At 69.0% G+C, this 15,283-nt stretch carries 14 protein-coding genes, 1 tRNA gene and 1 pseudogene; 1 reads left to right on the top strand and 15 read right to left on the bottom strand.

Translation table 11 applies throughout. The features are described from left to right. Position 1: 1 nt before the first annotated feature. The 7 genes from BKA18_RS20335 to BKA18_RS20305 all read right to left on the bottom strand — a co-directional run bounded on the left by BKA18_RS20335 (position 2) and on the right by BKA18_RS20305 (position 6,619). Positions 2 to 829, bottom strand: a complete 828-nt coding sequence (locus tag BKA18_RS20335; RefSeq protein WP_366044124.1) for an MlaE family ABC transporter permease — start codon at positions 827 to 829, stop codon at positions 2 to 4. Positions 830 to 831: 2 nt separating this feature from the next. Beyond that, entirely contained in the window at positions 832 to 1,602 is a 771-nt protein-coding gene (locus BKA18_RS20330; RefSeq protein WP_366044123.1) for an MlaE family ABC transporter permease, read from the bottom strand. Then, complete coding sequence (locus tag BKA18_RS20325; protein WP_366044122.1) at positions 1,599 to 2,588, bottom strand: ABC transporter ATP-binding protein; 990 nt, start codon at positions 2,586 to 2,588, stop codon at positions 1,599 to 1,601. Before BKA18_RS20325 ends, BKA18_RS20330 begins: the two co-directional genes overlap by 4 nt. 125 nt (positions 2,589 to 2,713) lie before the next feature. Further along, positions 2,714 to 3,787 (bottom strand): RNA polymerase sigma factor, encoded by a 1,074-nt coding sequence (locus tag BKA18_RS20320; RefSeq protein WP_366044229.1) that lies wholly within the window; start codon positions 3,785 to 3,787, stop codon positions 2,714 to 2,716. Positions 3,788 to 4,311: 524 nt separating this feature from the next. After that, complete coding sequence (locus BKA18_RS20315) at positions 4,312 to 5,160, bottom strand: alpha/beta fold hydrolase (protein WP_366044121.1); 849 nt, start codon at positions 5,158 to 5,160, stop codon at positions 4,312 to 4,314. 11 nt (positions 5,161 to 5,171) lie between these two features. Then, positions 5,172 to 5,732, bottom strand: coding sequence for an anthrone oxygenase family protein (locus BKA18_RS20310; protein ID WP_366044120.1), 561 nt, complete (start codon positions 5,730 to 5,732; stop codon positions 5,172 to 5,174). Between the two features lie 26 nt (positions 5,733 to 5,758). After that, entirely contained in the window at positions 5,759 to 6,619 is an 861-nt protein-coding gene (locus BKA18_RS20305; RefSeq protein ID WP_366044119.1) for an NAD(P)H-binding protein, read from the bottom strand. 84 nt (positions 6,620 to 6,703) lie between these two features. On the opposite strand from BKA18_RS20305, the gene BKA18_RS20300 reads away from it, so the two are divergent. Next, the gene (locus tag BKA18_RS20300) at positions 6,704 to 7,189 is read left to right on the top strand and encodes a MarR family winged helix-turn-helix transcriptional regulator (RefSeq protein ID WP_366044118.1); all 486 of its coding nucleotides are present in this window, start codon (positions 6,704 to 6,706) and stop codon (positions 7,187 to 7,189) included. 907 nt (positions 7,190 to 8,096) lie between these two features. Here BKA18_RS20300 and BKA18_RS20295 read toward each other — a convergent pair. The 8 genes and pseudogenes from BKA18_RS20295 to BKA18_RS20260 form a co-directional block, all read right to left on the bottom strand. Next, positions 8,097 to 8,318, bottom strand: a pseudogene (locus BKA18_RS20295) (hypothetical protein); the annotation flags it as partial. A gap of 175 nt (positions 8,319 to 8,493) precedes the next feature. Further along, complete coding sequence (locus BKA18_RS20290) at positions 8,494 to 8,877, bottom strand: hypothetical protein (protein ID WP_366044117.1); 384 nt, start codon at positions 8,875 to 8,877, stop codon at positions 8,494 to 8,496. Positions 8,878 to 8,899: 22 nt separating this feature from the next. Next, positions 8,900 to 10,216 (bottom strand): WXG100-like domain-containing protein, encoded by a 1,317-nt coding sequence (locus BKA18_RS20285; protein WP_366044116.1) that lies wholly within the window; start codon positions 10,214 to 10,216, stop codon positions 8,900 to 8,902. Next, positions 10,216 to 10,584, bottom strand: coding sequence for a WXG100 family type VII secretion target (locus tag BKA18_RS20280; RefSeq protein ID WP_366044115.1), 369 nt, complete (start codon positions 10,582 to 10,584; stop codon positions 10,216 to 10,218). The genes BKA18_RS20285 and BKA18_RS20280 overlap by 1 nt, the downstream gene beginning before the upstream one ends. Positions 10,585 to 10,798: 214 nt before the next feature. Continuing rightward, on the bottom strand, positions 10,799 to 11,395 hold the full coding sequence (locus tag BKA18_RS20275) for a hypothetical protein (RefSeq protein ID WP_429638462.1): 597 nt from the start codon (positions 11,393 to 11,395) through the stop codon (positions 10,799 to 10,801). 456 nt (positions 11,396 to 11,851) lie between these two features. Beyond that, positions 11,852 to 11,925 (bottom strand) — tRNA-Thr (locus BKA18_RS20270). A gap of 102 nt (positions 11,926 to 12,027) precedes the next feature. Next, positions 12,028 to 13,617: an alpha/beta hydrolase gene (locus BKA18_RS20265; RefSeq protein WP_366044114.1), complete on the bottom strand. Its 1,590-nt coding sequence runs from the start codon at positions 13,615 to 13,617 to the stop codon at positions 12,028 to 12,030. Between the two features lie 343 nt (positions 13,618 to 13,960). After that, entirely contained in the window at positions 13,961 to 15,211 is a 1,251-nt protein-coding gene (locus BKA18_RS20260; RefSeq protein ID WP_366044113.1) for a DNA polymerase III subunit delta', read from the bottom strand. Between the last annotated feature and the right edge of the window lie 72 nt (positions 15,212 to 15,283).

Below are 15,283 nucleotides of genomic sequence, written 5' to 3'. Positions count from 1 at the left end.
GCTACCCCGCGATCCGCACGGTCGTGGTGGCTCCCCAGATCGCCAGGCTGAGGAAGAAGTCAAGGATGTTGATGGCGACGATGGACGTCCGTACACCGCGGCCGACCGCCACACCGACCCCCGCGGGGCCGCCCTTGGCGCAGTAGCCGTAGTAGCAGTGGACAAGGATGATCACGACGGCGAAGAGGATCACCTTGCCGAACGACCAGAGCACGTCGATGGGTGGCAGGTACTGCTGGAAGTAGTGGTCGTACGTGCCGCTGGACTGGCCGTAGTAGCCGGTGGTGATCGTCCGGGCCGCGAAGTACGAGGACAGCAGACCGACCACGTAGAGCGGGATCACCGCGATGAACCCGGCGATCATCCGGGTCGTGACCAGGAACGGCAGTGAGGGGACGCCCATCACCTCAAGGGCGTCGACCTCCTCGCTGATCCGCATCGCGCCGAGCTGGGCGGTGAACCCGGCGCCGACCGTGGCGGAGAGTGCGAGCCCGGCGACCAGGGGTGCGATCTCACGGGTGTTGAAGTAGGCGGAGAGGAACGCCACGAAGTTGGAGGTGCCGAGCTGGTTGAGCGCGGTGTATCCCTGGAGTCCGACCTCGGTGCCGGTGAAGAAGGAGAGGAAGGCGATGACACCGACGGTGCCGCCGACGACCGCCAACGCTCCGCGGCCGAAGCTCACTTCGGCCAGCAGGCGCAGGACCTCCTTCTTGTAACGGCGCAGGGTGCGGCCGGTCCAGGCGAGGGAGCGCCCGTAGAAGGACAGCTGGGTCCCGAGCTCTTCGAGGGTGCGGAGGGGGCCGGAGAGGAATCGTTTGGACAGCGCCATCACTAACCCCTCTGCGGAACGAGCTGGAAGTAGACCGCGGTCATCACGAAGTTGGTGACGAACAGCAGCATGAAGGTGATGACGACCGACTGGTTCACCGCGTCGCCGACACCCTTCGGACCGCCCTTGGCGTTCAGGCCCTTGTACGAGGCGACGATCGCCGCGATGGCGCCGAAGAGCAGCGCTTTCAGTTCGGCCCAATAGAGGTCGGGCAGCTGCGCGAGGGTGGTGAAGGAGGCCAGATACGCGCCCGGCGTCCCGTGCTGCATCACCACGTTGAAGAAGTAGCCGCCGCTCACGCCGACCACGGAGACCAGTCCGTTGAGGAGCACCGCCACGGCCATCGAGCCCAGCACACGGGGGACGACCAGCCGGTGGATCGGATCGATGCCGAGGACTTCCATGGCGTCGGTCTCCTCGCGGATCTTGCGTGCGCCGAGGTCCGCGCAGATCGCGGAGCCGCCGGCTCCTGCGATGAGGAGGGCGGTCACGATCGGCGACGCCTCACGGAGGACCGCCAGGACCGACGCGGCTCCGGAGAAGGACTGTGCGCCCAGCTGCCGGGTCAGGCTTCCGATCTGAAGTGCGATGACAGCGCCGAACGGGATGGAGACCAGCGCGGTCGGCAGGATCGTGACGCTCGCGATGAACCAGGACTGCTGGATGAACTCCCGCAGCTGAAAGGGGCGGCGCGGCAGGGTGCGGAGAACATCCAGAGCCAGCGAGAAGAGGCTGCCCGAATGTTTCAGCCCGGCCGTGGGCGAGAGGCTCATGCTCCGCTCCCCCCGCCGTCCGGGCCCACGGCCACGCGCAGATTCCGCAGCCGCTGCATCTTCTCCTCGTGCTCGGCGATCCCCTCCCAGCGGGGCGAGCGGGTGATGCCGGGGCTGGGCAGCAGGCGCGGGATCTTGCCCCCGCCCGATCCCTTGCCGCCCTTCGGGCCGCGGTGGTTTCCGGCATGGAGCTCGGCGAGTTCCTGCTTGACCTGGGCCGCGTCCTTCTCCTCGGCCATGCCGATCGGACCCTGCATGCGTCCGTTGAGGAACTGGCCCACGACCGGCTCCTCACTGGTGAGCAGGTCTTCGCGGGGGCCGAACATCACCAGCTCGCGGCGGAAGAGCAGGCCGATGTTGTCCGGCACCTGGCGGGCCGAGGCGATGTCGTGGGTGACGATCAGGAAGGTGGCGTCGATCTGCGCGTTCAGGTCGACGATCAGCTGGTTGAGGTACGCCACGCGCACCGGGTCGAGCCCGGAGTCGGGCTCGTCGAAGAGGATGATCTCCGGGTCGAGCACCAGCGCCCGCGCCAGACCCGCTCGCTTGCGCATACCGCCCGATATCTCGCCGGGCAGCTTCTCCTCGGCTCCGATCAGGCCGACCATGTCCATTTTTTCCAGGACGATCCGCTTGATCTCGCCCTCGGACTTGCGCGTGTGCTCACGCAGCGGGAAGGCGATGTTGTCGTAGAGGTCCATCGAGCCGAACAGCGCACCGTCCTGGAAGAGGACGCCGAACAGCTTGCGCACCTCGTACAGGTCGTGCTCGCGGAGGCGGGTGATGTCCTTCCCCGCGATCGTGATCGAGCCTCGGTCCGGCTTCAGCAAGCCGACGAGCGTCTTCAGGAAAACAGACTTGCCGGTGCCCGAAGGGCCCAGCATGACCGATATCTCCCCGGCGGGCAGAGTCAGCGATACGTCCTGCCAAATAACCTGCTGACCGAAGGATTTGGTCAACCCTTCCACGCAGATCTCGACACCCATCCGGCCCGCCCTTCAGCCCTGAAGTAGCTCTGTCATCAGCTCTACGGGGGAGGGCGGGGCGTCCGTCGCTCGTCCGCCAAGATTTTTTTACCGGGCCGCAATCCTGCGTCGACGAGGGGCAAACATCACTGTGCGCGGGGCACGCGCGGCAGTTCGTCGGCGGCGCTCGGGGTGACCACCGGTGCGTCGTCCTCGGCGTCCTCGGCAGGCGTGCCCGGGACGGACGGAGCAGCCGGAGCGGCCGGAACAGCCGGAGCGGCCGGAGCAATCAGGGGCGCCGAAGAAGCGGCAGAAGGACCGGGCACCGCCGGGGCTTTCGGAACATCGGGCGCTTTCGGAACATCCTTGACGTCCGGTACGGACAGCATCCGAGGAACGGACGGGGTGGCCGGAACAGCCGATTCCGTCAGCGGCGGCAGCGGGAGCGACACGTCGAGAAGCATCAGAGGGGCGCCGGCGAACGGCCCGTCCGGTCCCCACGCGGCGGGACCGCGGGGTTCCGATCCGGCCATGGGGCCGGGCGCGTCGGTCCGGTGGTGGCCCTCCTCCGCCGTGGGCGAGTCGGCCACGGCCTGGGAGGAAGCCGGCGGACGAACTCCGCCCTCCCCCATCTCCCTCTGTATGGAGGGAAGTGCGAACCCCAGAGCTGCGAGCGTCGCCGCGGTGGACGCCACCGTCGCCACCTGCGCACCGCTGCCCAGCCGGGGCCGGCCGCGCCAGCACATCCAGAAGCCGGTGGCGAGCGTCGCGCCGAGCGAGTTGCGCATCGTACGACGGGCCCTGGCGAGCAGCGACTCGACCGTCCGGTAACTCAGCCCCATCTTCCGGGCGACCTGGCCGACGTCCAGGTCCTCCGACTTGAGCCAGAGCGCCTCCGCCTGCCGTGCGGGCAGTTCGCCGCTCCGGCTCGCCAGCCACTTGGCCTCGGCGCGATCGCACACCACTTCGTCGACGGGGGCGATGGGGTGCGGGGTCAGCGTCGAGCGGGTGCCGACCTCGGCTTCACGTTTGGTCTGGCGGTACCGGTCGACACACAGACGCATGGTCACGGTCGTGAGCCACGCCCCGAGCCGCTCGTCCTCGACGTGCGGAGTCTCCATGGCGCGCACCATCGCCTCGTGTACGGCGTCCTCCGCATCCTCGACGCTCATGGACCGCCTGCGCGCGACCCTCAGCAGATGCTCGCGATGGCTCCACATACGCTGCCAGCGCTCGTCCGAGCGGCCATGCGATCGCCCCGAAGGTACGGACTGCGGATCAGTCGCCATCAGGCCTCCTCGCACCGTTTCGCAATACTGGCCCTCGGAAGAGCCGTCCATCCCCCCGGTCGATGGCGGCCGACATTACCGGCAGGTACACCGTGGCGGGAGGGGGGACCGTGGCCGAATGAGCGCGAAGACAGTCACGATTCAGTTGCGTTTCGCTCCACTCAGTAGCGTTACGATCCACGCATCCAGATACCGGGATCGCTCCGCCTCGCCCGCGAGGGCGCCCGGCACCGAGTGGTTCAGCCGCATACGCCGTAATAGCCGGTATACGCCAGCAGGGCGCCCTCACACCCGGGATCGCACGGCACGGCCCCAGACGCTCTGCGACCGGACGCGGGCCCGCGGCGTGCACCGGCGGCACCACCCGCAGGATCGTGGGGTGGTCCGCTCACGCGAGCTCGCGCCAATGCCGTATCAGGCAGTGTTCGCCTGGTCGTGGTCCAAGGGGTTCCGTCCTAGGTGGCGTCGGATGCGTGGGTGAACTCCCGGAGGAGTTGGGCGAGTTTCGTCGGCTGGTCCAGGGGGACGAGGGTGTAGCTGTCTGCTATCTCGACCAGCCGTCCGTGGGGGAGGAGTTCGGCGAGGCGTCGGCCGTGCTCGGGGGGCATCACGCGGTCACCGCTTGCCCAGACCACGAGGGCGGGGGACGTGAAGTTCGGCAGGCGTTCGGCCGCGGCGAGCAGGAGGTCGGTGTCTGCCGCTGCGGCTCGCAGTGTTCGTACGGCGTCGTGGCGGATCCCGGGCTGCTTCATGACCGGCTTCGTCCACCGGGCGGTGGCGGCGTCTCCGCGCAGTGTCAGCCACCCGAACGCGATCGGGAGGCGGCGGAGCGGCCGCAGCCTCATCTGCTGCATGAACAGCCCGAACATCCGGGGCGGGAGCTTGCCGGTGAGCACGAGCGTCTTGCCGGTCAGTCCTGGCAGGAAGTTGTCGAACGCATCGCATGAGACGAGCACGGCCCGTCCCACGCGTGCGGCGCCGTCGCACATGAGCAGTTGGACGAGTGCTCCGCCGGTGTCGTTGCCGACGAGGGTGACGTCGTGGAGATCGAGGCGGTCGAGGAACTCCGTGACCAGCCGTGCCACCCCGGGCAGCGAGAGGTCGGCGTCGGCGTGCATCGCGCGACGGTGCGCGCCGAACGGCAGCGTCGGTGCCACGCACCGGTGGTCGGCGGACAGGTCGGCGATCGGTCCGTCCCACAGCGAGGCGTCCATCATCAGCCCGTGCAGGAGCACCACCGTCGGGCCGTCGCCGCCGGTGTCCTCGTATGCGATGGTCCCGGCGGACAGTTCGATCTCCCTCATGTCGATCTCCCTCAGGTCCGTTGGTGCAGCGGGGAATCTTCTGGTGCGGCGGGGAGTCCGCGGTGCGGCGACGTCGATGTCGCCTGGTGGGTGCCGTGCGATGTTCCCGTCGCATGGGCGATCAAGGCTGTGAACGCGAGCACGGCCGCGCCTGTCCGCACGCCGTGGGCGATCTGCCAGTGATCACGTACGGTCGCCCAGTCCGCGGGCGGCGCCTGCACATTCCAGTCGAGCTGGTCGGCGTTGATCGGCATGTTGATCACGAGCGTCAGGGCGAGGATCCCGACCAGCAGGGTGAGGGCCATCAGCGTCCACCAGGGGGTGCGTCCTGACGCCTTGAACGTGAAGGCGACGAGCAATGCCGTGGTGATCAGTGCCGGCAGGAGCGTGGCGACGGCGAGCTTGTCCAGCGAATCGAGTTCGACCTGACGGACCTGGGTGTACACGTGCCGGTCGAAGCCCCGCAGGGACAGTTCGAGGACGAGCACGGAGACGAGGAAACCCGCGAAGACGCCCGAGAAAAACAGGCCGGCCCACCGCACGACCTTGGCAACCGGACTGTTCGGCACCATCGTTCCTCCCTGTCGCGGCCGCGGGCTCATGAGCCGGCCGGGGCCGCGAAGGCGGCGATGTTGTCGGCGGCCCACGCGGCGAAGGTGAGTGCGGGGCGGCCCAGGAGCTGCTCCACGGTGTCCGTGGACGGGCCCGGCGTGTTCGCGTAGTCGGCCAGGGAGCCAAGGAGCCGGTCGGGAAGGTCCTCGGCCAGGCCCTGGGCGAGCATGGCCTGGCGGACCTGTTCGGGAGCGAGCTCCTGGAAGGACAGGTCCCGGCCTATGGCCTCGCCGATGAGGCGGACCTTGTCCCGCTGGTCGAGTGACAGTGGGCCGGTGAGCAGGTAGGCACGCCCCGCGTGCGCTGCGTGCCCGGGGCCCGCCAGTGCCCGTAGGGCCACCTCTGCGATGTCGCGCTGGTGGATCGGCGAGGTCGCCGCGTCGCCGTAGGCGCCACGCACGACGCCGGTCGCGCGGATCTGTGGAGCCCAGGCCAGCGCGTTGGCGGCGAAGTCGGCGCACCGCAGGAACGTCCACTGCAGGCCGGAGTCCCTGACGGCTTCCTCCACCGCCCTGAACTCGTCGGCGAACCGCCGGTGGCCGGCAGGGTGCTCCACGGTCGCGGCCGACAGCACCACCACCCGCCGCGCGCCCCGAGCCGCGGCCAGCGACAGCAGCTCAGCGGCGGCTCCACCGACAGCACGCGGGCTGAGCAGAACCCCCTCGACGCCGTCCGGCAATGCGGTCAGGCTGTCCGGCCTGGACGGATCCCCGTGCACCACCTGCGCACCATCGGGCAGGGCGGCGGCTGGATCGCGGGTTACCGCCGCCACCTTCTCGCCGGCTTCCAGCAAGAGGTTCACCGCTTCGCGTCCGACGCTCCCGGTCGCTCCGATCACCACGAACATGTCGATGCCCCCTCACCCCGGCCCCGTCGTTCGGGTGCCGTAATATACGAGAACCGTAGCATATTGATTTGAGAGGCGTACATTATGGTTCCCGTAGAATCTGGGGATGCGGCCCGACGTCGACGACGGGCCACGGTCGAGGTCAAGCAGGGACTGCGCGAGCTGGGCGCCGAGCTGACCCTGCTCAACCGCCAGGTCGGCACCCGCCTCGGCCTCAAAGACATCGACCTGGACTGCCTCGACCTCATCAACACCCACGGTCCGCTGAGCCCGACCGCCCTGGCACGACGAGCCGGGCTGCACGCCGCCACGACGACTGGGGTTCTCGACCGGCTCGAACGCGCCGGCTGGGTGACCCGCGACCGCGACCCGGCGGACCGCCGGGCCTTCCTGGTCCGAGCCCTGCGCGAGCGCAACGCCGAACTGCTGGAGCTCTTCGCCGGGATGAACTCCTCGGTGGAGCAGATCTGCGCCGATTACGACGACGCCGAGCTTGAACGGCTCGCCGACTTCCTCCGCCGCACCGCCGACGCCGGCCGAAACGCAGCCGAGGGACTGGCCGGCAACTGAGGGACCGGCCGGCAACTGCCGGCCTCCGCAGAGGCCGGGTCGCCGCAATCGCCACCTTCCGCAAAAATCCCAGGCCACAGGCCTGGCTCACCGGACCCTGGCGCGCACCCCTCGCACTCCCCTACGCATGACGCCACCCACAAACTGACCGACCATCAGGACGGCAACACAAAAGACCAGGTCAGAGCATGTCTGACCTGGCCTCAGATGGAGCCGCCTTCGGGATTCGAACCCGAGACCTACGCATTACGAGGGGTGCAAGATCATCCCGGCTAGTGCTGAGCGGTGCCGCTGGATCCCGTTTCCGCTGATCAGAGACTTGCGACCTTGATCGACGTGACGCCGGGTCCAGCATGTGCCGCCCCGTCCGCTCACGTAGCGCTCACGCAAACTACGCGGGGACGGATACCTTCTGAGCCCTGCTCTTCACTCGCCCACGGGCCGCACCGGCAGACGGATGTGGAAGGACGCGCCCCCCAGCTCCCCGTACGGCGACTCCGGCAAGGTCGACTCCAGGGTCAGCCTCGCTTCCATCGACTGTGTCATGTGCAAGCGCGACAGCAAGAACCCCAGCCGTGGCAAGCGAGCGGTAAAAGAGCCGCTCCCGCGGCACCTCCGGCAGGGCTGTCGCTTGACGCTGAACAGGCAGCGTCGGCATCAAGGTCAGCAGCTCCGGCATTGCAGGCTCCGTAGCCCCAGCCTCACCTGTGGAATCCCTGCCCGCCTCGTGGCGCTCGATGGCAGGGGGACGCTCAATGCGTCGAGTCTGCGCGGACTTCCCGAGCCGCCCCTCGTCCCGGATCCTCTTCCGCTCCTTTGCCGCCCAGTCTGTGGCACTTCTAGCAAATCCTCGGAGCTCAATGAACGCGGCATTCTCCTGGAACCCCATCCGATCGGTCTTGGGGCACTCGGTGCCGTTCCAGCCCTGCACGCCGATTTTGTCGAGCCCGCGCCGCTCGATACGGACCCACGTACGCCGGCCCGTCCGCGCTCCGAACGAGCGGCGTTTACGTACCACCGTGTCCCGGTCCAGGTCGACTTGAAGAGATCGCGCTACGTGATCGAGAACGTTGTCAACCGGTTCGACTCGCAAGTCGACGGAGCGCGCCGAAGGTGCCGAGAGCCTCATGCGGGCGACCGTAGCACCGGATCCCAAGTCGATCTCGGACACCGCGATCGGGCCAAGCCACGACAGTCGGCGAGGGTACGAAGGGGTACGGGGTCTTGATGGGTCGGAGCGATCACGACTGATCGGGGTAGTCGTTCCAGCTGCGGTGTTGGCGGATGTCGAGCCCTCGACAGCGTCAGAGAATTTCCTGCACCTCGTCAGACAGGGAAATCAGGCGTGCCTCATCCACAACGGGCAGCTTGTACCCCTGCGCGCGGGCACGGGCGAGAAACTCGTCCGGCAGGCGCACGTGGTAGCGGCTCAGGTAGAACCACAGATCCCCGCGCCAAATCCACTCGCCATCGGTGAAGACGGAGTCCCCACCCAGGATGCGCTCGTCCGACCCCAGGATATCGCCGACCGTTCCCATAGCTGAGAACAGCTCTTCACCGTCACGGAGATACTGCACGACCCGGTCCTCGTCCGGTTCGCGTGCCTCCCGCGTGAAGTCCTGGAGTTTCCCGTCGGGGGTGCCAGCGCGCTCCAGCCACAGCTCTTCGTAGTGACCGAGAATTTTCATTGAGGGTCCTTGGTGTCCGTGCTCACTGGGCTATGGGAAGGAAGGTACGCCAGTAGCCGTCGCCGAAGATGATCGGCTCCTGGCCGGCACCGGCGCCCCTCATCACACCCACCTTGTTGGTGGGCGCCATGACAGGGACGCCCAGTTCGTTTGCCACCTGTTGCGCTGCCGGTGTAACGCTCACGCCCTCACCTGCCGTTCCCGAATGGCAGGATACGAGCCTGACCGGACCGCCGTCGTAACTCGGGTTGTTCCGGATGGCATCCGCGATCTGAGCCGGGTGGGTGTTTCCTCCGGAGAATCCGTTGCCGTGCGCGTTGACACGTCCCGGCTCGAAGAATCCGCGGTCGTTGCCATGGATGACGACGTCGTGGAACCCGTCTTTCGGTTTCACCCAGTCAAGGTTCTTCAGGGTTGCTGAGTCGTAGCCGATCCCCGTCGAGCCAGGGCGGTAGTAGACGGGGTCGCCGGCCGCGAGATGAGCATCACCCGCGGTCTTGGGTGGCGCGGGGACAGTGGAGTCAGAAGCAACTCGGGCGTCGTAGTGGCGGCTCATGTTGAGCGAACCGGCCCTTGGCACTTGCAGGGAGTTGATTCCCTCAAGCTCGAGCGTGGTCGCGCCGAGGGCGGATTCTGCGCCCGCCCCCTTGGCAGCCCTGGTTGCCACGCGGGCCCCGGCGCCGAAAGCCCCACCGAGGAGTATGCCGGTCGTGCCAGCGGCACTGGCTTCCTGGAGGTTGATCCCGTGCTGGTCGCCGAGGAGGTTACGGCCGCCTTGGGCGACGACCACGTCGACGGTGATGGCCTCGACGCCACCGATAGCGGCGGTGGCCAGGACCGTTCCGGCGATCTCAGCGACGGTGGCGGAAACGGCCACGCCCGCCGTACTCGCTGCGGCGACGATCGCCTCGGTGGCGCCGGCTGCCGCGACTTCGCTGATGCCTCCTGTGAAGAGGGCCAGAGCCGTACCGGCGACCAGGACCGCGCCGGCGATCTCCAGCTCGTGCTCGATCTTCCTCTTGGCCTCGGCGACCTGGTCGGCGTACTTGTCCAGGGCCTTGGCCATGTCGCGGGCGGCGGCGGCCACGTCGTCGAGGTAGCCCTTGCCGCCGCCGTGGTACTTGCGCCAGAACTCCCCGAACGCCTCGATCGACTTGCCCTTGTTGTTGTCGATGACGTCTTGGGCCTTCTTGTGGCAGGCGGCCGTGCAGTCCTCGACATCATCCGCGAAGGTGCGCCAAGCGCGGGCGGCCTCCCGGAGTTCGTCCTCATCGGCCTCCGGCCACCACATGCCGGTGAGGTCCTGGACGATCTCCTTGGCCTTGTCGGCAGCACCCATCACTTACTGCCCTCGAAGCCGGACTTGGCCGAGTGGTCAGCGTCTTCGTGGTTGGCGGCCATGTCGTTCATGGCCTTGGTGATGCTGGACAGGCCCTTGACCAGAGCTTCTGCCGCCTTCTCGATCTGCGCCTGGTGTGGGGCATAGACGTGCTCGAACTTCTTGCCCTGCTCGTCACCGCCCCAGGGCTCTCCTAGCCCGCCGAGAGTGTGGCGAAGCTTGGTCGTCGCCCGTTGCAGGGCGACAGACTCACGGTGGAATGTCGGTGCGGCGGACTTGAGTTGGTCGGTGTCTATGTCGAAGCCGTCGCCAGCCATGCCGTGTTCCCCCTCGGCCGTGTACGCGTAGTCGTCGCGAGCCGCTGACATGCTTCGGCTCACAGGTAGCGACCGTCGCATACAGCACTGACAACCGCCCTGATGGGAGCGCATTTCAGCCACGGTACGACGTGGCCCGGCAGTGAGCCTGGGGCAAGACTGCCCCCTACCGATCGGATTCCGGCAGGGGCGGCGATTCACCGAGCGCGCGGCCTGACTTTCGCTGTACGACCACAGCGGAGCCACGGTCGTACAGCGCAATGGGCTAACGGCGCTGGCGAAGCTGCGGCTCGGCCGGTGCCGTAGTTCCCATGATGGATGGGCGAAGTCGGGCCCTGTGGGCGGGAACGAGGCTGTGAGGGTCGTGCGACGGCGGGCGGCGTCCGGCGCGGCGGTGGGTTACGGGGTTGCGTCCGGTGTGCTGGATGCGGGTGATCAGAGCGCGGGCGGGCTGACGGGCGGTGGTCAGTTCACGTTGGGCTACGGCCTCCTTGAGCAGTTGGTGCGGTTTGTGACCGCGGGCTTCGGCGTCGGCGAGGACAGCGGCGAGAGCCGGCCAGCCGGTGTCGGTGAGGATCCACTCGGCACGCTCGGGTATGGCGGCTCGTACGTCGCTGGCCAGGGTGCGGCGGATCGTCTCCTTCGGCTGACGTTGCGCGAGGTTCTGCGAGTCCCGGAGCGAGAGCGTGGTCGGCGGCGCTCTGAAGCTGCTGGAGGCTTGGCCGGCCGCGTCGGCCTGGTGGGCGTGGCCCTTGGCCTCGTGCCAGCGTCCCGCGACGATTGCATCCCAGACAAGCCCCGCGATCAGGGCAGCGAGGGCGCTGCCGTCGGGGCCGGCGGCGGTGTGGGCAATGTCGCGCACCGCGGTCCGCAGGGCTTGGGCAGCTCGATCCTCTGCCCGGATCTGGGACCGCTGGGCGCGAGAGAACGCCTTCGAGTCGGCTTGGAGTTCGTCTCGCAGGGCGGTGGGTGCTTTCTGGGCGGTGGCTTCGATCAGTTCGCCAAGGGCAGCGATGTGTGCCTGGACTCGTGCGTCATTCGTGAGGTCGGTGTGGAGAGTGTCGAGGGCGTCGGTAGCCTGGCGCCAGGGGGTGCCAGGCCGGTTTCGGCGGTGGGGTCTTCCTCCGGCGTGCTGGTCTGCAGGCGGGCCTTCAGCGAAGAAAGCCAAGCGGAGGAAGCCCGAGAAGTGGGTCGCCGAGCGGCTCCGCTCACGCATCGCTCACGCAAGCACATCCACGGCATCCCCGTCGTGCGGATCGGCGTGCCCCGCGCATGAAAAAACCCCAGGTCACGGCGAGTGAGTCCTGGGGTTAATCCGAGCCGCCTTCGGGATTCGAACCCGAGACCTACGCATTACGAGTGCGTTGCTCTGGCCAACTGAGCTAAGGCGGCGTGGTGCGCGGCCCAGTCTACACATCGCTGAGGGGTGCTCTGTAACCGGTTTAGGGGCTGGTCAGCGGTTGGCTGGAAGGTGTGTGGGCGGTGTGGTGCGGATCACTTGCAGCGTTTGCCCTTCGGGGGGACGGTGCCGTCGAGGAGGTAGGTGTTGATCGCGGTGTCGATGCAGTCGCTGCCGCGGCCGTAGGCGGTGTGGCCGTCGCCCTCGTAGGTGAGGAGGGTGGCGCTGGAGAGCTGGCCGGCGAGGGCCTTGGCCCAGGTGTAGGGGGTGGCCGGGTCGCGGGTGGTGCCGACGACGAGGATCGGGGCGGCGCCCTTGGCCTCGATGCGGTGGGTTGTGCCGGTGGGCTTGACCGGCCAGTACGCGCAGTTCATGGCGGCCCAGGCGAAGCTTTCGCCGAAGACCGGAGAGGCCTTGCGGAAGCTGGGCAGGGCGGCGCGGACCTGGTCGGGGTTACGGAAGGCGGACGCGAGGTCGACGCAGTTGACGGCGGGGTTGGCGTACATCTGGTTGCTGTAGGTGCCGTTCGGGTCGCGCTCGTAGTAGCTGTCGGAGAGGGTGAGCAGCCCGCGGCCGTCGCCGCCCTTGGCCTGGGCGAGGTATTCGCGCAGGACGGGCCAGGCCCGTTGGTCGTACATGGCGGCGATGACGCCCGTGGTGGCGAGGGATTCGGTGAGCTTTCGGGCCTGCCCCGTCGCTGCCGGGTGAGCGTCCAGCTTCTTGAAGAGGGCGGACATCTGCCGGCCGGCGTCCGCGGTGCTCTTCGTGCCGAGCGGACAGTCCTTGTGCTTGATGCAGTCCGCGGCGAAGGCCGTGAAGGCGGTGTTGAAGCCGGCGGTCTGGTCGAGGTTGACGGTGCGGGCGTCGAGCGCCGGGTTCATGGCGCCGTCGAGGACCATGCGGCCGACGCGGGAGGGGTAGAGACCGGCGTAGGTCGCGCCGAGGAAGGTGCCGTAGGAGGCGCCCACGTAGGTGAGCTTCGCATCGCCCAGGACGGCGCGCAGGACGTCCATGTCGCGGGCGGCCTCGATGGTGGAGACATGCGGGAGCAGCTTGCCGGAGCGGGATGCGCAGCCCTTGGCGAACGCGCGGTAGGCGTTGGCGAGCTTGGTGGTCTCGGCGGGTGAGTCCGGGGTCTGGTCGATCTGGGTGTAGCTGTCCATCTGCTTGTTGGTCAGGCACTCGACCGGTGCGCTGCGGGCCACGCCGCGCGGGTCCATCGCCACCATGTCGTAGCGGGCGCGGACGGCGGCGGGCTGGGGTGCGTACTGCTGGAGGTAGTCGATCGCCGAGCCGCCGGGGCCGCCGGGGTTGACCATCAGGGAGCCGATCCGGCTGCCGGGGCCGGTGGCCTTCTTTCGGGCCACCGCGAGCTTGAGGTCGTTGCCGGCGTCGGGCTTGGCGTAGTCCAGGGGGGCCTTCATCGTGGCGCACTCGAATCCGGACACTCCGCAGGGATGCCAGCTCAGCTTCTGGTCGTAATACGGGCGGAGGTTGCCGGGGGTGGAGGACGGGAGGGGCGCAAGGGTGGCGTCGTCGGCGGGGCGCTGGGCACCGGCCTCCGTGGTGCCGCCCGCGGACGCCTCGCCGCCGGGGGACGAACTCCCCGAGGAGCAGCCGGAGATCAGCAGAGCGGTGGCCGCGAGGACAGCGGCGGAGGTGCGGAGCAGACGGCTGGTGGCCATGGGCGGTGTCCCTTGGTCTCGGTCCCTGGAAGGTGGAGTGCGGTGCGGTGCGGTCCCTGGGGGTGGAGTGCAGGTGGAGTACGGGGCGGGCGGGGCGATGCAGGTAAGCGCGCGCGGAGCCAGTAGTGGGTGGGGCCCCGGGTGTTCCCGCGAGGTGTTCGGCTGCGGCCCCGGCGAGTGCGGGGCGGTGGCGTGGAGTGGCGGCCGTAGTGGCACGGCGGTGATCGGCGGTGGGTGAGGGGTGACGACTGCTGAACGGAGAGTATCCGGGTGAGGACGTTGTGTGCGGCTCCTTGGGGTGAGGGCTGGGTCGGGGTGGTGGCTCCCTGGCTGGGGGCGGTGGTCAGCCGGCCCGGAGGGCTGCCGTCATGGCCTCGACCGCGAGGAGGGGGGCCACATTGCGGTCCAGGGCCTCGCGGCAGGCGATGACGGCTTCTATCCGGCGGAGGGTGCGTTCGGGGGTCGAGGTGGTGGCGATGCGCTGGACGCTGTCGCGCACCTCGTCGTTGGCGAGGGCCACCGAGGCGCCCATCTGGAGGGCGAGGACGTCGCGGTAGAAACCGGTGAGGTCGACCAGGGCGAGGTCGAGGCTGTCGCGCTGGGTGCGGGTCGAGCGGCGCTTCTGCCTGTCCTGGAGCTCCTTCATGGCGCCGGCCGTGCCGCGCGGCAGCCGGCCGCCGGTCCCTGAGGCGGCGCCGAGTGCGGCGCGCAGCTCCTCGGTCTCCTTGGTGTCGACGTCCTCGGCGACCTGTTTGGCGTCCTCGCCCGCGGCGTCGATCAGCTCCTGGGCGGCCTTGAGGCAACCGCCGATGTCGTCGACGCGGAGCGGGAGTTTGAGCACGGCGGTCCGGCGGGCGCGGGCGCGCTCGTCGGTGGCGAGGCGGCGGGCCCGGCCGATGTGTCCCTGGGTGGCGCGGGCGGCCCGGGCGGCGGCCTCGGGCTCGATGCCGTCCCGGCGGACGAGGACCTGGGCGACGGCGTCGACCGGCGGCGTGGTCAGGGACAGCTGGCGGCAGCGGGAGCGGATGGTGGGCAGGACGTCCTCGACGGAGGGGGCGCAGAGCAGCCAGACCGTACGGGGGGCGGGCTCCTCCACCGCCTTGAGGATGACGTTGCCGGCGCCTTCGGTGAGGCGGTCGGCGTCCTCCAGGACGATCACCTGCCAGCGGCCGCCGGCCGGGGAGAGGGAGGAACGCCGGACCAGGTCACGGGTTTCCTTGACGCCGATGGACAGCAGATCCGTACGGACGATCTCGACATCGGCGTGCGTACCGACCAGGGCCGTGTGGCAGCCGTCGCAGAAGCCGCAGCCGGGGGTGCCGAGCTCTGTGGCGCGGTCCGGGCTGACGCACTGCAGGGCGGCGGCGAAGGCCCGGGCCGCGGTGGCCCGGCCGGCGCCGGGCGGGCCCGTGAACAGCCAGGCGTGGGTCATCTGGGAGGCGCCGCCCCCCTCGGCGGACGGCTCCGGCTGCGCAGCACGCCCGGACCCGGCCGCGGCATGCTCCGCGGTGACGAGGGCGTCGGCATCACGCGCCGCCGCGGCCAGCTGCGCCGTCACCCGGTCCTGGCCGACCACGTCGTCCCACACCGTCATCGCTGTCCGCCGTTCCTGTCCGTTCCGTGCTGCTCGTGGTGTGTGGCGTGCGCCTGCGCCCGGCCGCACACA

The organism is Streptomyces auratus, from assembly GCF_050433025.1.
In the GTDB taxonomy this organism is placed as follows: Bacteria; Actinomycetota; Actinomycetes; order Streptomycetales; family Streptomycetaceae; genus Streptomyces; species Streptomyces sioyaensis.
Note: the sequence above shows the minus strand (reverse complement) of the source record. Positions and strands in the feature narration are given on the sequence as shown.